Origin of the sequence: Romboutsia sp. BSD2780061687b_171204_C1, from assembly GCF_015560225.1 — a bacterium.
In the GTDB taxonomy this organism is placed as follows: Bacteria; Bacillota; Clostridia; order Peptostreptococcales; family Peptostreptococcaceae; genus Romboutsia_C; species Romboutsia_C hominis.
The window spans coordinates 127,553-150,185 of sequence record NZ_JADMRK010000005.1 but is presented as its reverse complement, the minus strand read 5'-3'; the positions used below and the strand labels follow the sequence as shown (position 1 = coordinate 150,185).

At 29.5% G+C, this 22,633-nt stretch carries 22 protein-coding genes; 6 read left to right on the top strand and 16 right to left on the bottom strand.

Annotation, left to right across the window (positions count from 1 at the left end; genetic code table 11):
- Window positions 1-5 precede the first annotated feature (5 nt).
- Complete coding sequence (hflX, locus tag I2H23_RS11055; protein ID WP_092923704.1) at window positions 6-1,301, bottom strand: GTPase HflX; 1,296 nt, start codon at window positions 1,299-1,301, stop codon at window positions 6-8.
- Window positions 1,302-1,414: 113 nt separating this feature from the next.
- On the opposite strand from hflX, the gene I2H23_RS11050 reads away from it, so the two are divergent.
- Entirely contained in the window at window positions 1,415-1,678 is a 264-nt protein-coding gene (locus I2H23_RS11050) for a cysteine-rich small domain-containing protein (RefSeq protein ID WP_092923702.1), read from the top strand.
- A 23-nt stretch (window positions 1,679-1,701) separates the two neighbouring features.
- Here the strand turns inward: I2H23_RS11050 and I2H23_RS11045 are convergent, their stop codons facing one another.
- From I2H23_RS11045 to I2H23_RS11030, 4 genes are all read right to left on the bottom strand, one after another.
- Window positions 1,702-2,337 (bottom strand): TIGR01906 family membrane protein, encoded by a 636-nt coding sequence (locus tag I2H23_RS11045; protein ID WP_195581633.1) that lies wholly within the window; start codon window positions 2,335-2,337, stop codon window positions 1,702-1,704.
- Between the two features lie 50 nt (window positions 2,338-2,387).
- Window positions 2,388-3,938 carry an ABC-F family ATP-binding cassette domain-containing protein gene (locus tag I2H23_RS11040; protein ID WP_195581632.1) on the bottom strand — a complete coding sequence of 517 codons (1,551 nt, stop codon included), beginning with the start codon at window positions 3,936-3,938 and terminating at the stop codon, window positions 2,388-2,390.
- Window positions 3,939-4,087: 149 nt separating this feature from the next.
- Window positions 4,088-4,798 carry a zinc dependent phospholipase C family protein gene (locus tag I2H23_RS11035; RefSeq protein WP_166505996.1) on the bottom strand — a complete coding sequence of 237 codons (711 nt, stop codon included), beginning with the start codon at window positions 4,796-4,798 and terminating at the stop codon, window positions 4,088-4,090.
- A gap of 14 nt (window positions 4,799-4,812) precedes the next feature.
- The gene (locus tag I2H23_RS11030; protein ID WP_092923690.1) at window positions 4,813-5,649 is read right to left on the bottom strand and encodes an N-acetylmuramoyl-L-alanine amidase; all 837 of its coding nucleotides are present in this window, start codon (window positions 5,647-5,649) and stop codon (window positions 4,813-4,815) included.
- 203 nt (window positions 5,650-5,852) lie between these two features.
- Here I2H23_RS11030 and I2H23_RS11025 point away from each other — a divergent pair, with 203 nt between their 5' ends.
- Window positions 5,853-6,179 (top strand): hypothetical protein, encoded by a 327-nt coding sequence (locus tag I2H23_RS11025; protein ID WP_092923687.1) that lies wholly within the window; start codon window positions 5,853-5,855, stop codon window positions 6,177-6,179.
- Between the two features lie 314 nt (window positions 6,180-6,493).
- Window positions 6,494-7,477 carry a SpoIVB peptidase S55 domain-containing protein gene (locus tag I2H23_RS11020; protein ID WP_195581631.1) on the top strand — a complete coding sequence of 328 codons (984 nt, stop codon included), beginning with the start codon at window positions 6,494-6,496 and terminating at the stop codon, window positions 7,475-7,477.
- A gap of 40 nt (window positions 7,478-7,517) precedes the next feature.
- On the opposite strand, the gene yunB is transcribed toward I2H23_RS11020, so the two are convergent.
- Window positions 7,518-8,192 carry a sporulation protein YunB gene (gene yunB, locus I2H23_RS11015; protein WP_207741720.1) on the bottom strand — a complete coding sequence of 225 codons (675 nt, stop codon included), beginning with the start codon at window positions 8,190-8,192 and terminating at the stop codon, window positions 7,518-7,520.
- 238 nt (window positions 8,193-8,430) lie between these two features.
- Here yunB and I2H23_RS11010 point away from each other — a divergent pair, with 238 nt between their 5' ends.
- A complete protein-coding gene (locus I2H23_RS11010; RefSeq protein WP_195581630.1) occupies window positions 8,431-11,211 on the top strand; it encodes a transglycosylase domain-containing protein in 2,781 nt (926 codons plus the stop codon).
- A 115-nt stretch (window positions 11,212-11,326) separates the two neighbouring features.
- Here I2H23_RS11010 and spoVAE read toward each other — a convergent pair whose 3' ends face one another.
- From spoVAE to I2H23_RS10960, 10 genes are all read right to left on the bottom strand, one after another.
- Window positions 11,327-11,689, bottom strand: a complete 363-nt coding sequence (spoVAE, locus tag I2H23_RS11005) for a stage V sporulation protein AE (RefSeq protein ID WP_166505999.1) — start codon at window positions 11,687-11,689, stop codon at window positions 11,327-11,329.
- Between the two features lie 6 nt (window positions 11,690-11,695).
- Window positions 11,696-12,712: a stage V sporulation protein AD gene (spoVAD, locus tag I2H23_RS11000; RefSeq protein WP_092923672.1), complete on the bottom strand. Its 1,017-nt coding sequence runs from the start codon at window positions 12,710-12,712 to the stop codon at window positions 11,696-11,698.
- A 12-nt stretch (window positions 12,713-12,724) separates the two neighbouring features.
- Complete coding sequence (gene spoVAC / locus I2H23_RS10995; RefSeq protein ID WP_195581629.1) at window positions 12,725-13,165, bottom strand: stage V sporulation protein AC; 441 nt, start codon at window positions 13,163-13,165, stop codon at window positions 12,725-12,727.
- Between the two features lie 3 nt (window positions 13,166-13,168).
- On the bottom strand, window positions 13,169-13,585 hold the full coding sequence (locus I2H23_RS10990; protein WP_092923665.1) for a stage V sporulation protein AB: 417 nt from the start codon (window positions 13,583-13,585) through the stop codon (window positions 13,169-13,171).
- An 8-nt stretch (window positions 13,586-13,593) separates the two neighbouring features.
- A complete protein-coding gene (locus I2H23_RS10985; protein ID WP_092923662.1) occupies window positions 13,594-14,181 on the bottom strand; it encodes a stage V sporulation protein AA in 588 nt (195 codons plus the stop codon).
- Window positions 14,182-14,357: 176 nt separating this feature from the next.
- Window positions 14,358-15,122 carry an RNA polymerase sporulation sigma factor SigF gene (gene sigF / locus I2H23_RS10980; RefSeq protein WP_092923659.1) on the bottom strand — a complete coding sequence of 255 codons (765 nt, stop codon included), beginning with the start codon at window positions 15,120-15,122 and terminating at the stop codon, window positions 14,358-14,360.
- Window positions 15,123-15,147: 25 nt separating this feature from the next.
- The gene (gene spoIIAB / locus I2H23_RS10975) at window positions 15,148-15,576 is read right to left on the bottom strand and encodes an anti-sigma F factor (protein WP_092923656.1); all 429 of its coding nucleotides are present in this window, start codon (window positions 15,574-15,576) and stop codon (window positions 15,148-15,150) included.
- A gap of 13 nt (window positions 15,577-15,589) precedes the next feature.
- On the bottom strand, window positions 15,590-15,922 hold the full coding sequence (spoIIAA, locus tag I2H23_RS10970; RefSeq protein WP_092923653.1) for an anti-sigma F factor antagonist: 333 nt from the start codon (window positions 15,920-15,922) through the stop codon (window positions 15,590-15,592).
- A gap of 288 nt (window positions 15,923-16,210) precedes the next feature.
- Window positions 16,211-17,830 (bottom strand): DEAD/DEAH box helicase, encoded by a 1,620-nt coding sequence (locus I2H23_RS10965; RefSeq protein ID WP_092923650.1) that lies wholly within the window; start codon window positions 17,828-17,830, stop codon window positions 16,211-16,213.
- A gap of 130 nt (window positions 17,831-17,960) precedes the next feature.
- Window positions 17,961-18,920, bottom strand: coding sequence for a calcium/sodium antiporter (locus I2H23_RS10960; protein WP_092923647.1), 960 nt, complete (start codon window positions 18,918-18,920; stop codon window positions 17,961-17,963).
- A 342-nt stretch (window positions 18,921-19,262) separates the two neighbouring features.
- Between I2H23_RS10960 and pflB the strand changes: the two genes are divergently transcribed.
- Together pflB and pflA are read left to right on the top strand one after the other, a co-directional pair.
- Window positions 19,263-21,494 (top strand): formate C-acetyltransferase, encoded by a 2,232-nt coding sequence (gene pflB, locus I2H23_RS10955; protein WP_092923644.1) that lies wholly within the window; start codon window positions 19,263-19,265, stop codon window positions 21,492-21,494.
- A gap of 326 nt (window positions 21,495-21,820) precedes the next feature.
- On the top strand, window positions 21,821-22,555 hold the full coding sequence (pflA, locus tag I2H23_RS10950; protein ID WP_092923641.1) for a pyruvate formate-lyase-activating protein: 735 nt from the start codon (window positions 21,821-21,823) through the stop codon (window positions 22,553-22,555).
- Window positions 22,556-22,633 lie beyond the last annotated feature (78 nt).

Sequence of the window (22,633 nt, the reverse complement as noted above, 5' to 3'; positions counted from 1 at the left end):
ATTACCTACTTTTCTAATATATACTCCTTATATATATTATAATCCTCTTCTAACAAATTAACATCAACTGTTATTCCATTTTCTACATATTCAAAATTTTCTACATTGTATTTATTTTTAAGTTTACTAAATATATCTCCTCTTTCATAAGGTAATAAAAGCTTAACTTGATATGTAGCTTCGCTTAGGGCATTTTCTATAAGTTCTAATAACTTATCCATGTTCACACCTTTTTTAGCAGATATATATACTACATCATCTCTGTTTTTAGGGTATATATCTAGGTCTAATCTGTCTATTTTGTTATATACAAGTATTGTATTTTTATTATCTGCTCCTAATTCCTTAAGAACTTTTTCAGTTGTTTTCATTTGTATTTCATAATTTGAGTTTGTAGCGTCTACTACATGAAGTATTAAATCAGCATATTGAACTTCTTCTAGAGTTGCTTTAAATGCCTCTACTAAATCATGTGGAAGTTTACTTACAAATCCAACTGTATCTACTGCTAAAAATTCTTTTTTGCTTGGAAGTACTGCTTTTCTTAAAGTTACATCTAAAGTAGCAAACAGCATATCTTTTGCAAATACTTCTTTTTCAGCTTCATAATCTTTATGTGTTTTTATTAATTCATTTAATAATGTTGATTTTCCTGCATTAGTGTAACCCACAAGTGCAACTATAGGTATATTTGATTTTATACGTTGTACTCTTTGAGTTTCTCTTATTTTTTTAACTTCTCTAAGTTCACGTCTTATGTCAGCTGCTTTGTTAAGTATATTTCTCTTATCTATTTCTAACTTTTGTTCACCTGGTCCTCTAGTACCTATACCTGCACCAGTTCTACTCATTTGGCCACCCATTCCATATAATCTTGGAAGTCTGTAGTTTAACTGAGCTAGTTCAACTTGAAGTTTACCTTCTTTACTTAATGCCCTTTGTGCAAATATATCAAGTATTAAAGTAGTTCTATCTATTATTTTTATGCCTACTATTTCTTCTATATTTCTTATATGAGCACCTGATAATTCATCATTAAATATTACCATTGTAGCATCTAAAGATTCACAGTATGCCTTTATTTCTTCTACTTTGCCTTTTCCTACATAAAATGCAGAATCTCTTGATTGCCTATTTTGAATTAAACTTCCTACAACTTCCGCTCCTGCAGCTTTTGCAAGTTCTTTTAATTCCTCCATTGATTCATTTATATCTATATCATCTGTTCTTTTTGCTGTAGAAGTTATATTAAGTCCTACAAGCAAGGCTCTTTCTTGTTTTTTTTCTTCTATATGTTCCATTATAACACCTCATTATCTTACTGATTTTCCAAAGATTTTAATGTTTTTATTATACCACTAATAGAAATATTTAGTATAATTATCTTAGTTTAATTAATTAGGAGGTTAGTCTCATGAGTGAAAATTATAAGTTTTTTAACCATAAAAATTGCGAGTATTTTCCTTGTCATAAAACTAATAAACCCGAGGAATTTAATTGTTTATTTTGCTACTGTCCTTTATACGCTCTAGGAAAAAACTGTGGTGGAAATTTTAGATATACAGACAAAGGTATAAAAGATTGTTCTCAGTGTCTACTTCCTCATAATAAAAACAACTATGACTATATTATGAGTAAATTTCAAGATATTATTAAAGTAGCTAGTGAAAAAGAGTAATATACTAAAGAGAGAGCATAATACTATTGCTCTCTCTTTCTTTTTAAAAGTCTATATATACCCTGAATAATTATACTAGATGCTAATATCAAACCTAATATCATCAAACCTGAATTCATAAAAAATTCTGCTGGCAAAATTTTTATAACAGGATCTAATATTGGATCAAATATCCAATAGTCATTGTCAAATAATAGCTTATGAAATACAACAAAGCTGCTATCAAAATCTATGACTATAGGTATAGCCAACGCAACTGGCATAATTATTAATAATATTGATGTTAAATTTAAAAATCTTATATTTTTATTTCTTATGTTATAAACAATTCCTAATACAGAAATTATAAGACATACATTAAATATTTTATTAACATTTTGATATATTTCTCTAACTTCTTCAAAATGTATTTTACCTTCTTTTGAAGAAGTTAGAGTAGGCATTTCAAAATCATTTTCTTTTTTACTTGTAATATACTCTATCAAATAGTCATAATTTAACTTTATGTCTTCCTTAGAAATATTAGTTAATTCTACTATATTAAGCTCATCTACATCATAGTAGTATAAAGGCTTAAAACCTACTGTAAATTTTATTACACCAATTATTATTAATATGCTAAAGCACAACGAAAATATTATATTTATAATCTTTTTCATTAATCATACCCCTTAGTCTTATAAAATACTCTATTCTCTTAAATACATAATTATACTATTTTAGTTGTAAAGTCCTCTATATTCCATACATCATCAACTATATCACTATAAAACTCTGGCTCATGGCATACTAATAATACAGTTCCTTTAAATTCTCTTATAGCTTTCTTTAATTCATCTTTAGCTTCTACGTCTAAGTGGTTTGTAGGTTCGTCAAGAACTAATAAGTTTATATCTTTTAACATTATTTTACATAATCTAACTTTAGCTGCTTCTCCTCCACTTAAAACTCTCATTTGGCTAGTTATATGTTCATTAGTAAGACCACATTTAGCAAGATTTTGTCTTACTTCAAAGTTTGTAAGGCCTGGGAATTCCGCCCATACTTCATCCATTGGAGTAGCTGTATTTTCTCTTGAGCTTTCTTGTTCAAAATATCCAACTTCTAAGTAATCTCCTAACTTAACTTCACCACCAAATGGTTTTATTATGCCAAGTAATGTTTTAAGAAGTGTAGACTTCCCTATACCATTCATACCTTTTAAAGCTATTTTTTGATTTCGCTCTAGAGTAAAGTTTAATGGCTTTGTTAATGGTTCATTATATCCTAATACTAAGTCCTTTGTTTCAAATATAAATCTACTTGGAGTTCTTGCTTCTTTAAATCCAAATGTAGGCTTTATCTTTTCCTTTGGTCTTTCTAATATTTCCATTTTATCTAATTGTTTTTGTCTACTATTAGCCATTCCACGAGTTGCAACTCTCGCCTTATTTCTAGCTATAAAGTCTTCTAATTTCTTTCTTTCCTCAACTTGTCTATCATAAGCTTGTTCTTCTTGACGCTTTTTAATTTCATGAAGTCTCATAAACTCATCATAGTTACCTTTGTATCTATTTAATTCTCCATTTTCCATATGATATATAACATTACATGTATTATTTATAAATGGTATGTCGTGAGAAACTAATACAAAGCTATTCTCATATTCTTGTAGATATCTTGTTAACCATACTATATGTTCTTCATCTAGGTAGTTTGTAGGCTCATCTAGTATTAATATAGTTGGATTTTCAAGTAATAATTTAGTTAAAAGTACTTTTGTTCTTTGCCCACCACTTAAATCAGTAACATCTCTATCTAACCCTATTTCTCCAAGACCTAAACCATTTGCTACCTCTTGAATTTTTGCATCTATCATATAGAATCCACTATTTTCTAATATTGTTTGAATCTCAGCTGTTTCTTCCATAAGCTTTGACATTTCATCGTCATTAGCTTCTCCCATTTTATCATACATAGCTAACATTTCTTGCTCTAAATCAAACATAGGCTTAAAGGCATCTCTTAATATATCTCTTATAGTTTTACCTTTTTCAAGTACTGTATGCTGGTCTAAGTAACCTACACTTACTCTAGATGACCACTTTATATTACCTGCGTCTGGCATAAGTTTTTTAGTTATTATATTTAAAAATGTTGATTTTCCTTCTCCATTGGCTCCTACTAAAGCTATATGTTCACCTTTTCTTAATCTGAATGAAACATTCTCTAGTATAGTCCTCGCTCCGAAACCATGACTTACATTTTCTACTACTAGCATTTTCACACCTCTTTTGTTATTTTATCTTTACATTCTATAATATAATATATTCTTTTTAAAGTTAAATCAAGTAAATAGCAAACCTTTAGCATCTATAAAAAAAGAATGCTCTTTTATGAAAATTCATACTAGAACATTCTCTTCTTTAATTAGTTTAAATGCATTACATCTTCAAAAAACATTACCATACATCCTGCAGTAGTTCGTTGAGCTATATTTATACTTTTTACTGCTATCAAATAAAATTTTGTATTTAAGTCAGTGACATTTTTATACATATAGTCAACATTTAAGGCATACATTGAATTATAATCAGCATATTCTTTTATACTATTTAATAAAATAGGCTCTTCATGTGCTTTAAATCGCTTTATTTTCTTATAGTTATTTTTTACATACACTTCAAACTGTCTATGATTATCTAAAAGCCTTCCTTTAGCATGTTGTGGTATTGTCAAATCTTGTATTATATGACACGCTGCTCCAAAGAAAAACATACTTCTTGTGTAATTACCTGCCTTAAAATATTTCTTTGCTTTATCGTAATATCCTATAGCTACTGTTAGAGCATTATCTTCATACCCATACTTACCTTTACCTTCTTTTGGATTATAAAAATGGTGGTATGATTTAAAGTCTTGATCTGCCCATACAAGACCTCTTTCTATATCATTTACATATTCCTTAAAAAAATTATATATTTCATAACTTCCTTCTTTTTTTAATATTTCTAGTGAATTTTCATTTATAAATAAATGTACTTCACAAGTTGTTTTTATTATACTTTTTTTTATTGGATTTACAAACTTAAAAGTATTTGTTAGTGCTTTGGCATAAACACCTTCTATTTTTTTTTTCATTGTCCTCACCTAATCTAATTAGTCAAAAAATACTCTTCCACCCCGTCAGCTACACTTTGCATAAGCTTTCTTTGATATTCTGGATTTGACATCATCTGATCTTCACTATGATTACTTAAGAATCCCATTTCTATTAAAATTACTGGTACCTTAGACCAATTAAATCCTGTCAAATCATTTCTTTCAAATATACCATTTATATTTATACCATCATTTTTCATCTTTTCCTGTACTAAATTTGCACACTTACTACTTTCTTCGTATATTGAAGTTGTATATTTACCATCCTTAGCTGGTATTAAAATCGACGCTCCTGTTTTTGATGGATTACTTATACTATCTGCATGAATTCTAATTACCATTTTGGCATTTTTATCATTTGCTAACTGAGCTCTTTCTGCATTGCTTATATTAACATTATGAGATTCTCTAGTCATCACTATATTGTATCCTTTACCCTCTAATATATGCTTTAAAACCATGGATGCTTCTAAATTTAATATGTATTCTGGTTTTTTTGTTGAAACACCCGTCGCACCAGATGACACTCTTGCCTTTGTTTGACCCGAACCAGGAGCTACCTGTTCTGGCCTTCTATCTCCTTTTTCTTGGTGTCCTGGATCTATGCATATTAATATTTCTTTTTGATCAGCTTTATTCTTTTCTTTTGTACTATTGTCATTAACTTTATTATCTTTTGCTTCTTTTTCATCATTAGATTGTTCATTTTGTTTTATGATGTTACCTATTAAACCTGTCCCTTTATTTAAATTGCTCATTGGGTTTGAAGTAAATATTATTATAATTGCTATGGTCATTATGGATAATACTAATATTCTATATTTTTTCAACTACATACACCTTCCTAAATTTCAATTTATATTAAAACTAATATCTTTATATATTTTTACATTAAATGTACTCTTATATTCATTTTTAGTTAAATATTACATATTTTACTTTTTGAAATTTTTTATACTTTTATATTATGGTTTTATTTTTTTATTGAACTCATATATATTTATATGACCTTTTATAGGAGGTGGTTATAAAAATGAATGATAAGTGTAATGATAAAAATAAGCCTAGACTATGTAAATTTGGTTATGTTGATTATATAGTGTTAGCTTCAACTATATCCATTGCCCTTGCAGAGGAGTTTGATACTCAAGATTTGAGTATCTTAGCTTCTTTTTTTGCAGTATTGTCTGATGAACTTGCTTTAATTTCATCAGTTGAAGCATGCTTTTCAGAAGATGACTCAGAACCAGTTCCATCTCCTATTCCAGATGTTGCTATAACTAATATACCTACTAAAAAAATTAGAAATAAATCTTATAAAAGGAAAGTTTATAAAAAAGTAAAAAGAAAAAACACTTAACAATTTTTGTATAAGTGTTTTTATTTTTTTGTGAATATTTTTTATGTAAATACTTTAACTGTAATTATTTTTTATTTTATTTTTAAAATACCCTATATTATGAACTATAAATGAATACTTTTTATTTTTATTTTGATATTTGATTATGTATTTATATTTTAAAAAGTATTTTTTTCTAGGTTATTGATTAATTATTTATTTATGTAATCTAAAACTATATTGCTTCTATTTTACAAGGATTAAAAGAAAATTAGTGTGCAATATATTATTAAGGCACCAAAATCAATCAAGTATAGACAGAAAGAAGGTGTTTTATGTATAAATTTTTAGATTTAAAAAATAAAAGTTTATTAAAGTTAAAATTTATCTTATTTGTATCATTTTTATTATATTTTCTCTCAACTAATTTAATTTATTCACATTCTATCCAAAAAGATGAAGATTACCTAATTCCTATGGGAAATCTAATCCAGATAGATGCTGAATTAGAAAATTTAGTTGTTAAAAATTTTATTGAAGGTTCTTCATTTTGTGTGGGAGATTCAATTTTAAAAGTTAATGGAACTCAGGTTAATAGTTACAAAGATTTTACAGATTTATTATCTAATTTATCTACTAAAGATGATGTAGTTGTTCTTGTAAAAAGAGGCGAAAATACTTTTTCATTTAAAACTACTAAAAATGAATTAGAAAAGGTAAATTGTAACAACTATATAAGTGGATTTGCTACACTAACTTATATAAATCCTAAAACAAATAGATTTGGAGCTGTCGGCCATCCTATAAGTATTGGTTTAGCAAGAAAAGTTCCTATCAAAAATGGTAATATATATACTACAAAAGATTTAACTATCGACAAGTCATGTAGAGGTCATGTTGGTTGCATTAATGCTGTAAGAAAAGATGTTATTGGTGAGTTTACCCATAACTCAGATTTTGGTATAAAAGGTGAAATAGCTACATTTAAAGATTCTTTGTTAAAACCTTATAAAGTTGCTTCTTTGGATGAGGTTAAACTAGGAAAAGCTCAAATAATCTTACAAACTGGTTCTTATACAAAAGATGCATTTGATATACAAATAGTTGATATACAACTTCAACATTCTCCTAAAGCTAAAACTTTTAAAATAAAAGTAGTAGATAAAGATTTATTAGCTCTTACAGGTGGTATTGTTCAAGGTATGAGTGGAGCTCCTATTGTTCAGGGTGATAAAATTATCGGAGCTGTATCACATGCTATTGAAAACAATCCTGCTCTTGGATATGCAGTTTATATAAAGTGGATGAATGAAAATTAATGTAAAGATAAGTCAGGTTAATCCTGGCTTATCTTTATATTTAAGGAGATACATTTAGTAAACCTTTTTCTGGTAAATTAATAAAGCTATTTGGTACATCTCCTACTATTATAGTTTCACATATAGGTACTTTAGCTTTAACTTCTTTAGTTGATGTTGTAAGTGGTATTACTACTCTTACTTGTGTCTTAACTTGAAGATATATTGTATGTCTAGTTTGATTTATACCAGATGATTCAAACTTAGTTTCAAAATCTACTGATACTGTTCCTATTGGTTCAATAGATACCTTAATTTGAGGACCGTATTTAGCAAGTATGGGACTTTTAAGAGCTGTTCCTATAGGTATGTATGCAGTTGTTGATTTTACCTTTTTTAATTCTTCTTGAATTTCTAAAGCAACATCTGAAGCTATTTGATTCATCATTATAGTGTTGGCTTGAATCATAGTTATTTTTCCCTGAGAATCCATATTTGTATTCATTAAATCTGAATAATTAATCTTATCTTTTACAATGTCTCCAACAGCTTTATTTATAGATCTGTTTGCCAGTTCTATCGCTTTTGTTTCTGCAAGAACTGTTATTGTTGGTCTTAAATTTTTATCTACATATATAAAGCTTCCTATTAATATAGATAATATAGATATAATTAAAAATATTATTAGTGGTTTTTTAATAAAGCTATTTTTTAAATCATATCTATTTTTATTCAAAATATCACCCCCATAATATTTTATGCAAACAAAGTATCACATATTTTTTATATTATTAGATAAAAATAATTATTATTAAAGTTATAATAATTTTTTAAATTATATAATTAATAACATGTTTGTTTTGGAAGTATTTTGCAGATTTTTAGTATATATAAATTATGACTATTTTATTCTGTAATTAGAAAATTTCATATATATATGGTATAATATTGCATTAAGTAAGGAGGTTAACTTAATGAATAATGATAATAATGAAAATAGAAATAAAATAAGAAGAAAGAAAGCAAGTTCTTCTTCTTCAACAGCTACTCGTAATTCATCTACCACTCGTAGTTCATCTACTTCTCGTGGTTCATCTACTAGTAGCTCAAATAAAAAAACTAAACCAAAAAAGAAAAAAGATAAGTTTAAGACTCTCAGGTCTATTTTGGTAGTTTGTTTAGTTTTATTAGTTGCTGGAGTAGCCGTTGGAACTGGTGTAGTCTTTGCTTCATTAAGAAACGCTGAGCCAATATCAAAAGCTCTTTTAGAAGAAAAGACTTATCAAACAACGCGTATATACTATGCTAATAATGATCTACTTTCTAATGCCCCTAGTGTAAATAAAAAGCAACCTGTACCTCTAAAAGATATGGGTAAATATCTTCCTAAGGCAATAGTAGCTATAGAAGATGAGCGTTTTTATGAACATGGTGGAGTAGATATAAGAGGATTGCTAAGATCTGTAGTAAAAACTCTTACTGGAGATAAGCAAGGTGGTAGTACAATACCTATGCAGGTATCAAAAATGTTACTAACATCTACTGAACAAAGCCTTCCTCGTAAAATAAAGGATATATACTATGCTCATGAAATGAGTAAAGTCTTAAGTAAAGATGAGATATTAGAACTTTACTTAAATAACTTCTTCGTTGGTAAGGGTCTAGCTGGTGCTGAGGCTGGTGCTAGAGGATATTTTGATAAAAAAGCATCGCAACTTACTCTTGGTGAGTCAGCATTACTTGCAGGTTCTACTCAAAACCCGTCAAGATATTCAGCTTATATTACTGCTAAGCTGGAAGGTAATGAAACTAAGGATGATGTTGCAAATAGATTACTATTTTTCATAAATACTCCTGATGATACTCTTGATGATCCTACTCCAATGGAATTAGATATGGTTGAAAAGTTAAATTCTTGGGGACTTATTCCTAACGATGATACTTACAAGCAATTAAAAGCTGGTACTATGGTTGTTAGAAAAGCTGTACCTAATCCTAAGGCTAAAGAAAGACGTAATATTGTTTTAGGTAAAATGCTACAAACTGGAGCTATAACACAATCAGAATACAATGAGGCTGTGGCTGAGGAAATAAATATAAAACTACCTAAGCCTAAAGAAAGTGTTTCTTCTTCAGTTGAGGATTTAATAGAATATAAAGTTATAGATGCTTTAGTAGCACAAGGTAATACTAAAGACGAAGCATATAATATGTTCTATAATGGTGGTTTAAAGATACACACTACTATAGACCCTAAAATGCAAAAAATATTAGAAAAAGAATATGATAATGATAATAACTTCCCTGGTAGCCGTCATAGCAATGGAATGACTCAACCTCAATCATCTATGGTTATATTAGATTACAAAACTGGTGAAATAAAAGCTTTAGTTGGTGGTAGACATATAACAGGAAGAAAAACTCTAAATAGAGCTACTACTCCTCAACAACCAGGTTCAACTATAAAGCCATTATCAGTTTATACACCTGCTATAGATACACTTAAATTAACTCAAGCTACTGCATTAAGTGATACTACTGCAAATCTTACACCTTATAAATTTAAGGAAAATAATAAGTGGAATCCAAATACGACTACTCCTGGTAAAGATATCATGAGTTTACGTAAAGCTTTAGCTTACTCATCAAATACTATAGCTATAAGAACTGCCGAACTTTTAGGTGATTCTTATAAAGACTGTGTTGATATAATGATGGATTACTTAAAGAATTTTGGTATAACAACTTTAGTTGATAGTAATACTGCAAATGCAGAAAGTAATGATAGAAGATTCCCAGCATTAACACTTGGAGGTATGACTCATGGTATATCACCTCTTGAAATGGCTTCTGCTTATGGAACTTTAGCTAATGGCGGTGTTTATATAGAGCCAACTATATTTACAACTATAACAAGTTATGATGGACAATTAATAGTTAAAAATACTCCTGAACAACACAAAGTTGTTGATCCTGATGTTGCTTACGTAATTACTGATATGCTAAAGGCAGTTATAACTGAAGGTATCGGTGGTAAAGCTGCTATACCTGGTGGAATGCCTGTTGCTGGTAAAACAGGAACAACTAATAAAGCTTTAGATGCTTGGTTTGTTGGTTACACTCCATACTACGTTGGTGCAACTTATATAGGTGATGATGCAGGTAGAAAAAATCCTACTACAGGAGAATTTATACCTCGTGAAAGTGTTGAAGGTGGAAGTGGTTCAGCAGCAAAACTTTGGTCTATAGTTATGAGACAAATTCATGAAAACTTAAAGAAAGTTGATTTCAAAGTTCCTGATAAAGTATACTTTGCTAAAATTAACTTAATAGATGGTGGAAGATCTTCATCTGGTGTTAAAGCAGCATTTATAGATGGAACATCTCCAACTAAATATACTTCTAGAGCCAATGCTGTAAAGCCAAAACATGAAGAATCTACTACACCTCCTGAAAGCCAAAATAATGAAGGTACTGTAGATAATAATACTACTCCTCCTGCTGATAATGGCGGTGGAAATACTACTCCTCCTACTGATAATGGCGGTGGAAATACTACTCCTCCTGCTGATAATGGTGGCGGAAATACTACTCCTCCTGCCGATAATGGTGGCGGAAATACTACAACTCCTCCTCCTAATAATGGCGGCGGAACTGCAACTCCTCCTCCTAGTAATGGTGGTGGAAATACTACTCCTCCTGCCGATAATAGCGGTGGAGCTACTAATCCAGCTAGTAATCCAACTGGACAATAGTTTAATATATATAAAAAAGACTATTCTCTATTTTGAGATAGTCTTTTTTTATTTATGCCTTATATTATAATATTTTATATAACTTAAATTATTAACTTATATACATTTATTAATTTTAAGGTTTAGCTTTTGGTGTAAAAATAAGTGCCATCATATATCCAAAAAATATAGCTCCTGCTATTCCTCCTGCAGTTGCAATTGTACCTCCTGTGAATATTCCCATAAACCCATCAGTCTCTATTGCTTTTTTTACGCCATTTGCTAATGAATATCCAAATCCTATTATAGGTACTGTCGCTCCTGATCCTCCAAACTTAACTATAGGTTCATATATCCCTAAAAATGTTAAAATTACTCCGCTAGTAACATAAGATACCATTATATAGGGCATTTGTACTTTAAAGTAATCAAGAAGAATCTGACCAATAAGACAAATTATTCCTCCTACTATAAATGCCCTTACATAATCCATAAGCATATTTAATCACTCCTTATTTTCAATAATTACTGCATGAGCTACACAGGGTATTGTTTGTTTTTGTAAAGTACTAGTTGGTGATAATAAAGCCCCTGTTGATACTAGCATTACTTTATTGAATTCTTTATTTTTAAGTTTTTTGTAAATATATCCACAGAAAACAGTAGCTGAACATCCACATCCACTACCTCCACAGTGTACATCTTGTTTTTCCATATTAAACATTTCTATTCCACAATCCATATATACTTTTGATATATCAAGTCCCCTTTGAGCTAATAATTCTTCTGTTATTTCTTTACCTAGTTTTCCCAAATCTCCTGTAGCTATTACATCAAAGCTATTTGGGTCATCTTTTGTATCATTAAAATATGAGTATATAGTATCTACTGCTGCAGGAGCCATAGCTGCTCCCATATTATTACCATCATCTATACCCTTATCTATTACTTTTCCAATAGTTACATGGGTAACCTTAGGCCCTTGCCCTTTTGGAGATATTAATACACTACCTGCACCAGTAACGGTCCATTGAGCTGTCATAGGTTTTTGATTACCAAATTCTAGAGGAAACCTAAATTGTCTCTCTGCTGCACAAAAATGACTAGATGTTCCAGATAGTATCAAGTCTGCAAATCCTCCGTCTATAAGCATAGAGCTTATACACATACCTTCTGCCATAGTAGAACATGCTCCATATATTCCTATAAATGGTATAGATAAGTCCCTAGCAGCAAAAGATGCAGGAAATATTTGATTGAGCAAATCTCCACCTATCATATAATTTATATCTTCTAATTTTTTATTAGCTTTTTCACATGTTTTTTTCATAGCAGTTTTTACCATATCACTTTCTGCTAATTCCCATGATTTTTGACCACATAAGTCATCCTCAAGTATAATATCAAAATATTCTCTTAATGGTCCTTCTCCTTCTTTGGGACCAACAACTGAACTAGCTGATATAATAGTTGGCTTATTTTCTAGTTTTACTGTTCTATTTCCAATTCTTTTACTTTTCATATTTTAGTCTCCTTATTTTATAAGATTGAAAATATAGTATATAAATCCACATAGAATAGATGAGCCTATTCCATATACTAATACTGGACCTGCAATTTTAAATAAGTTTGCTCCTACTCCAAGTACATAACCTTCTCTTTTAAACTCCATAGCAGGTGATACTATAGAATTTGCAAATCCTGTTATAGGTATAGCTGAACCTGCACCTGTCCTTTTTCCTATAAGGTCATACACACCAAGACCTGTTAATAAAGCTCCTATAAATATCAAAGTTATTGATGTAGCGCCTGCTGCATCTAGTTTACCAAGCCCTACAAAATTCATATAAAAATCATTTATACCTTGTCCTATTACGCATATTATTCCACCAACTATAAATGCTAATATATAGTTTTTCGCGTATGTTGGTTTTGGGCTTTTTTCTTCAACATACTTTTTGTAATTTTTATCCATAAATTAACCTCCTTGAATTATAGACCATCCTATTAAAGATCCAATTACTTTTCCCACAAGCATTGCTATAATTATATATTTTAAATACAAAGCAGGTATTTTTAATCTTCTTGCAACTACAGGTATATAATCTAATATCTCTGTTAGGCCCGAACTTAAAAAACCTACGAATACTCCATAAGCAAGCCCTGCTACTAAAGCACCCATTTTACCTATGCGTATATTCATGCCTTGAATTGAAATTAAGCTTCCAAATAAAGTTCCTATAACCAGTAGACTTTCATATGCCCCTATAAATTCTTTTGTCTTACTTATTTGTGCCATTCTAGGTATTATACCTACAAGTATTAGTAAAGAAACTACTCCTGACCCAACAACTACTCCTGATGATATTCCAAATATTATTAAAAATAATTTCACAAAATACCTCACTGTTTTTTTCTTAGTTGATTTTCTATTTCTTTATTTAATGAAACCATCTTTAAATCTAAAGGACTAGGCTCTCCTCTAGAATAATTTGGTATGAATTTATTAAAAAATAATGCTACGCCAATTCCTATACCAATTGAGTATGGTATTTGAAAATATGGCATATAAGACTTTGCATCTTTTGTGATTGCATTTACCATCATAAATTGCGAATGAGCCATATTTACATCTGCATGAAAGTTCATTATTCCCATTATAGAACCCATAAGTACTACTACTGCTACTATGAAAACTCTTATGTATTTAGTTCTATCTTTTTTGTAGCTGTCAAAGAAGATTATTATATCTTCAGGTTTCAAAAAATTTAACCTTAATTTTGGAAACCTATTATTTACTTCTTCTATAACTTCACCTAAATGTATTACATCATATTTAGATGTATTATTGTCGTAGCTTCTTAAGCATATATCTTTTATTTTCGCTTCATAAGCCTCTGGATAGATAGTATATATTTCACCTAAATAAATCTCTTTTTTTGATATGTTAAAAGGTTTTATACTCTTAGGTATTAAGTAAATATCATCCATATATAATACCTCCTTCTTACTTTATTATTTGTTTAAGCTAATAAAATATTCTAATATATTAAAACTTAAGCAACATTTATATAAATTTTAACCTAGGTTGTTTTTACCTATAATTTATTTCAAATAAAAAGCACCCACTAAACAAATATTTGTCTATTGGGTGCTTTTTATTTTTATTAACTAATATATGATTTTAATTTAGCTAATACTTTTTTCTCTATTCTAGAAACTTGTACTTGAGATATATTTAACATATCCCCAATTTCACTTTGAGTTTTATCTTCAAAATATCTAAGCATTATTATCTGTCTTTCTCTTTTTTCTAATTTGCCTAAAACTTCTTTTAAAAGAAGATTATCTATTACTTTCTCTTCTTCACACTCTCCCTTTAAGCTAATCTTATCTATTAAGCAAATTGGATTTCCTTCTTCTTCATGTATAACTCCATGTAAATACTCTACAGAAAAATTAGATTCCATTGCCATAACTAAGTCTTCTTTTTCCACTTCTAATACATTAGCTATTTCTTCTATACTTGGTTCTCTTCCTAGTTTCTTGCTAAGTATTTCACTTTGTGTTTTAGCTTTTATAGCTATTTGCTTTAAAGACCTAGATACTTTTACCATTCCGTCATCTCTTAGATATCTTTTTATTTCTCCTAATATCATTGGTACAGCATATGTAGAAAACTTTACATTAAACTTAGGATCAAACTTATATATAGCCTTTATTAAACCTATTGACCCTAATTGAAATAAATCATCTCTATCATAACCTATATTTAAAAATTTAGTTACAACACTTCTAACTAATCCTAGATTGTTAGTTATTAGTATTTCCTTAGCTTCCTCATCTCCATTTTGTGCTTTATCTATTAATTTTAATGTTTCTTCATGACTAAGCAATACTCTCTTTTCTTCTTTTATTGCAATTATCCCCATAATAAAACCTCTATTCTTTTGGACTTTATTGTGGTAAGTTTATTTTTTTAGTCATTACAATTTTAGTCCCTTCACCCTTTATTGAACTTACCCATACATCATCCATAAAACTCTCCATTACAGTAAATCCCATTCCTGATCTTTCAAGCTCTGGCTTTGATGTGTAAAGTGGTTGCATAGCCATTTGAACATCTTCTATACCATTACCTCTATCTTCTACTACTATTTTTATAGTATTTCCTTCTATTTCACATCTTAAATATACGAATTCTTCTTCATTTTCATCATATCCATGAATTATTGAATTGGTTACAGCTTCTGATACTGCAGTTTTTATATCTGCTAGTTCATCTATAGTCGGATCTAATTTCGCAGCAAATGAAGCTACTATAACTCTAGCAAAACTTTCATTCTCAGATTTAGCAGAAAATTTAACTTCCATAATGTTCTTCATTTTGTATTCCCCCTTATATAGAACTTACTACTTCATCTGTATTGTTTATGTCTATAATTTTATTCATTCCAGATAAATTAAATACTTTCTCAACTCTTTCATTTGCATTTATTATAGATACTTTTCCACCTTCAGCTGATATTTTTTTGTATCTACCTATAATTACACCTATCCCTGATGAATCCATAAATTTAATATTTCTAAAATCAAATATTATGTTTTTTATAGGCTTAGATAGTAATATATTATCTATTTCATCTCTAACCTCATTTGTTATATGGTGGTCTAGTTCTGTAAATACAAACTCTATTGTTAGAGTTTTTTGTTCTAAGTAGTAGTTTATCATTTGTATCCCCCCTGATTATTGAGTATATTAACTCTTAATCAATTCTATTATATTTACTTTTTATCCTTCAACAAAATTTAACTACTTTTGTTTTATTATGTCTTAATCAACATCAGACATAAATTATATAATTAATGATGTTAAATGTTGGCAATCCACATATTTATTATTTACATATTTTTTATTAATATACATTTTTTTCTATTAATTTATTTATCTTTATATAAAGTAATAATTAATAGAAAATTTTTGCATATAAAAAAGCATAGCTTTTGCTATGCTTTTTATCTATCTTCTTTTGTTGTTTGCTTTTTCTATGTTTATCTTGTTACCTTTTATTTTTATATCTTTCATCTTTTCTAATACTTTTTTAGCATTTTGCTTAGGTACTTCAACGAAAGTATATTTGTCATATATATCTATAGTTCCTATAAGTTTTCCTGGTATCCCAACTTCTCCAGCTATTGCGCCTAATATATCTTTAGCTTGAACTCTTTGGTTTCTACCTACATTTATAAATAATCTAGCCATACCTTCTTGAGCCCCAGTTGATCCACCTTTAGAACGCGCTTCTCTACGTTGTCTTGGTTTTTCTTCTACTATTTCTTCTTTAAGTTCTTCACCTAAAGCTAATTTTAAAAGTGCAGCAGCTACGTCAACTGTAGAGTAATCTTCTTCTTGACAGAATGTTTCTAACCATTGCATTTGTTTAGTTAATTTACCTTGTTCCATAGTTGATTTAACTTCTTTGAAGAATGCACTTACTTTCTTTTCTTCAACATCAGCTATTGAAGGTATACCATGCTTAATTAACTTAGTCTTAGTATATCGTTCTATATCTTTCATCTTTCTCATTTCTTTTCCAAATACAAAGCTGAAAGATATACCTTCTCTACCAGCTCTACCAGTTCTACCTATTCTATGAACATAGTATTCTTCATCTTGAGGAAGATCATAGTTAAATACCGCTTCAACATCATCAACGTCTATTCCTCTAGCTGCAACATCTGTCGCTACTAGTATGTCTATAGTTCCCCCTCTAAACTTATCCATAACTATATCTCTTTGAGTTTGCTTTAAATCCCCGTGTAATGCATCTGCAAAATATCCTCTAGCTTGTAATTCACTAACTAATTCATCTGAACCTCTCTTAGTATTACAGAATACTACTGATAATTTTGGATTATAAACATCTATTAATCTACATAATACTTCTAATTTATTTGCAGATCTTGTTTCTATATAATATTGCTTTATATTAGGCACTGTAAGTTCTTTTCTAACAACTTTTATGTGCTCTGGATTTTTTTGGTATGCCTTTGTTAACTCTAATATCCCTTTTGGCATAGTAGCTGAGAAGAATACTGTTTGTCTATCTTCTGGAGTTCTACTTATTATAGTTTCTATATCTTCTCTGAACCCCATATCTAACATCTCATCCGCTTCATCTAATACAACCATCTTAACATTATCCATTTTTAATGTTTTACGGTTTATATGGTCTATAACACGACCTGGAGTTCCTATTACTATTTGAACTCCCCCTTTTAAAGACTTTATTTGTCTATCTATTGGTTGCCCACCATATATAGGTAAAGTTTTTATTCCGTGCATGTATTTAGATATTTTTCTTATTTCTTTAGAAACTTGTATTGCAAGTTCTCTAGTAGGACAAAGTACCACCGCTTGTAAACTTTTGTCCTCTGGATTTATAGTTTCTAGTATTGGTATACTGAATGCTGCTGTTTTTCCCGTACCTGTTTGTGCTTGACCTATAACATCTTTACCTGATAATACAACAGGTATAGATTGAGCTTGTATTGGAGATGGCTCTTCAAACCCCATGTCCGATATAGCTTTTTTTATATCATCACTTATTGGTAAGTCTTCGAATTTTATTGTGTTCATATATTATTTCCTTTCCGTTATCTAATTATATTAACTTATCTATTATATATTTAATTCGAATAATATGCAATTAGTATTTTATCCCTTACTCATCTATAATATTCAAGATAATACAACTTGTTTTATACCATTAAGCAACGATATATATATAATATAGTGTAGCCATATATAAAAGATATGTTGAAAGCATTAGCATTCCCTGCCATCTATGTAATTTATGTTTTTTAATAGTTGGTATTATTAAAATCAAAAGTAGAGCTATCATAAAAGGAAAATCTATTTTTGCTGTTTGTGCCAAAATTGGTATATCATTTGGTATTGCTGATATTCCTATTACAGATACTATATTTAATATGTTAGCACCTAATACATTTCCCACTGATATAGCATGATGCTTTTTCCTTATAGCAGTTATTGATGATACTAATTCAGGCAGTGACGTACCTAGTGCTATTACAGTAAGACTTATTATTCCTTGTGGTATGCCTATAATTTCTGCTATTTTTATCCCATTATCTACTAATAATTTTGAGCCTAAAACCATCATTACTAATCCAAGTATAAAAAAGACAGCTATTTTCAATGTTTCCTTTATATTTATACTTCCTCTATTATAATTTTTGCTTAAGTCTGTTTTACTATCTTTTTCTACACTTTTATAATTTGTATACATATATACTAAAAGCATTAAAAGAAGCAATAATGCATCTATTCTATTAATATTTCCATCTATACTAAGCAATATTGTTAAAAATACTGATATTAAAAGAATTATTGATTTTGAAAAAAACATATTTTTATCTACTTTAAATGGACTTATAAATGCTACTAACCCAAGTACTAAGCCTGTATTACAAATAATAGAACCTACTGCATTCCCTAGGCTCATTGTTGTATGCCCTTGTAAAGATGCTACTGTTGACACTGTTAACTCTGGAAGAGTTGTTGCAAAACTTACTATCGTAGCACCAAGTACCAATTCCGATATATTAGTCTTCTTCCCTATTATTACTGTATAGTTTATAAATATATCTGCTCCTTTTGTTATTAATATAAAACCTAAAATAAATAGTATAATAATAAATAACATAATATCCCTCCCCTATATAAGATAGATATTCATTATTTGGACATATATACTATTTTTTTATTTTAAAATTTTTTTGTTTTAGCATAAAAACACTTGGGTATTATATGATTATAAGGAAAACAAATTCAGATTAAATTTAAAAATTATCGACAATATTTATGCGAAAGGTTGTATACAAAATACCTTTTATATGTTATTATTATATTGTCTAAAAATTATCTAGCTAGATTAATAATATAAATTTTTTAAATATTTGAATTTAAATAATAATATTAAATATTTAAATTTAAATAACAATAAATAACTTTACAAATTTTAAACCCTAACAAGGAGGCTATTCACATGAATGCATGGCAAGGATTTAAAGAAGGTAGATGGACTAAAGAAATAGATGTTAGAGGGTTCATCCAAGAAAACTACACTCCATATGAAGGAAATGATTCTTTCTTAGCTGGAGCTACTGAAAACACTAAAAAATTATGGGAAGAAGCTATGGCTCTTTTCAAAAAAGAAAGAGAAAATGGCGGAACTTTAGACGTTGATACTAAAACAGTATCTATGATAGATGCTTATGCACCAGGATACTTAGATAAAGAATTAGAAACAATAGTTGGTTTCCAAACTGACGCACCATTAAAAAGAGCTGTTATGCCTTTCGGTGGTATAAAAATGGTTGAAAATTCTTGTAAGGCTTACGGATACGAATGTGATCCTGAAATAAGCGAAATATTCACTAAATATAGAAAAACTCATAACCAAGGGGTATTCGATGCTTACACTCCTGAAATGAGAGCTGCTAGAAGATCTGGTATAATAACTGGTTTACCAGATGCTTACGGAAGAGGTAGAATAATAGGTGACTACAGAAGAGTTGCTTTATACGGTATAGATAGATTAATAGAAGATAAATTAGCTCAAAAAGCTGAATACGAAGTAAGATGCATAGACGAAGAAGTTATAAGAGCTAGAGAAGAAATATCTGATCAAATAAAAGCTTTAGAAGCATTAAAGAGAATGGCTTTATCTTACGGATTCGATATATCTAAGCCAGCTACTAACTCAAGAGAAGCTGTTCAATGGTTATACTTTGGATACTTAGGAGCTATAAAAGATCAAAACGGAGCTGCAATGTCATTAGGTAGAACTTCTACATTCTTAGACATATACTTCGAAAGAGATTTAGCTAACGGAACAATAACTGAAGAAGAAGTTCAAGAAATAATGGATCACTTCGTTATGAAGTTAAGAATGGTTAAATTCTTAAGAACTCCAGAATACAACGATTTATTCTCAGGAGACCCAACTTGGGTAACTGAATCAATCGGTGGTATGGGTATAGATGGTAGAACATTAGTAACTAAAAACTCATTCAGAATGTTAAATACTCTTTACACTCTTGGACCATCTCCAGAGCCAAACTTAACAGTATTATGGTCTACTAGATTACCTCAAGGATTCAAAGACTTCTGTTCAAAAGTTTCAATAGATACAAGTTCTGTTCAATACGAGAACGATGATTTAATGAGACCATACTGGGGAGATGACTACGGTATAGCTTGTTGTGTATCTGCAATGAGAATAGGTAAACAAATGCAATTCTTCGGAGCTAGAGTAAACTTAGCTAAGACTTTATTATACGCTATAAACGGTGGTGTTGATGAGAAGTCAGGAGTACAAGTTGGACCTAAATTCGAAGCAATAACTTCAGAATACTTAGATTACGATGAGGTTATGGCTAAGTTCGAACCATTCACTGATTGGTTAGCTAACTTATACGTAAATACATTAAACATAATCCACTACATGCATGATAAGTACTCTTATGAAGCATTAGAAATGGCTTTACATGATAGAGAAATATTCAGAACTATGGCTTGTGGTATAGCTGGTTTATCAGTTTGCGCTGACTCATTATCTGCTATAAAACATGCTAAAGTTAAAACTATAAGAAACGAAGCTGGTATAGCTGTTGACTTCGAAATAGAAGGAGATTATCCAAAATTCGGAAACAACGATGACAGAGTTGACCAAATAGCTTGTGACTTAGTAGAAAACTTCATGAATAAAATAAGAAAGAACAAAACTTACAGAGATTCTTACCATACTCAATCTATATTAACAATAACTTCAAACGTTGTTTACGGTAAGAAGACTGGTAACACTCCTGACGGAAGAAGAGCTGGTGAGCCATTCGCTCCAGGAGCTAACCCAATGCACGGAAGAGATAACAGCGGAGCTTTAGCTTCATTATCTTCAGTTGCTAAATTACCATACGAGCATGCTCAAGATGGTATATCTAATACTTTCTCTATAGTACCAGGTGCTTTAGGAAAAGATATGACTGAAAGAGTAAACAACTTATCTTCAATGATGGACGGATACTTCTCTCAAGGAGCTCATCACTTAAACGTTAACGTATTTGATAGAGCTACATTAGAAGATGCTATGGAGCATCCAGAAAAATACCCTCAATTAACTATAAGAGTTTCAGGATACGCTGTAAACTTCATCAAGTTAACTAGAGAGCAACAATTAGACGTTATAAACAGAACATTCCACGGAAAAATGGCTTAATTTATAACATCTATAATCTTACATCAGATAGTTTAACAATTATCAAAAATCAAAGTATATAATTTTTCAGAGTGTAAGTCTCATCAACTTACACTCTTTTTTTATTTATTTTAAAATCAATTATATATAATAACATTATAATCTAAAATTTTTTTACATTTATAGTTTGTATAGGTACTTACTGGGTATAATTAAAATATAAGGAATTATACATTACTTAAACAATATAGACTTTAAAGATATAATAATTTATAATATATTTAGATGATATTATGTATACAGTATATTTAAAACGCAATTTATAAAACGACTTAGAGGTGGATATTATGATAAAAGGAAGAGTTCATTCAATAGAAACATTTGGTACAGTAGATGGTCCAGGAATAAGATTTATAGTATTTATGCAAGGATGCCCATTAAGATGTAAGTATTGCCACAATAGAGATACATGGGATGCAAAAGGTGGAAAAGAATATACAACTGACGAATTAATCACTGAGGTGCTTAAGTACTCATCTTATATGAAATTCTCTGGTGGTGGTTTAACTGTTTCAGGTGGTGAAGCTACACTTCAACCAGAATTTGTAGCAGAATTATTTGCTAAAGCTAAGAAAAATGGTATACACACTTGCTTAGATACTTCTGGATTTGTAGATATAGATAAAATAGATCCAATACTTGATAATACTGATTTAGTTTTACTTGACTTAAAACATATGATAGATGATAAAGCTAAAGACTTAACAGGTGTAACAATACAAAAAACATTAAAGTTAGCTAAACACTTAGATGAAAGAAATATACCTGTTTGGATAAGACACGTTTTAGTTCCTGGTATAACAGATGATAGAGAAAACTTAGAGGCATTAGGTAAATTTGTATCTACTCTTAACAATGTAGATAGACTTGAATTATTACCATATCATACAATAGGTGTTCACAAATGGGAAAGTATGGGAATTGAATATGAGTTAAAAGGTGTTCCTGATGCTACTCCAGAAGATATTAAAAAAGCTAGCCAAGTTTTAAAAGAATTTGGTGTTGAGGTATTTAATAAATAAGCCCTTAAATTTCTTTGAATAATTTATATATAACAAAAAAGAAGTCCTAGGGCTTCTTTTTTTTGTTATATATTTTAG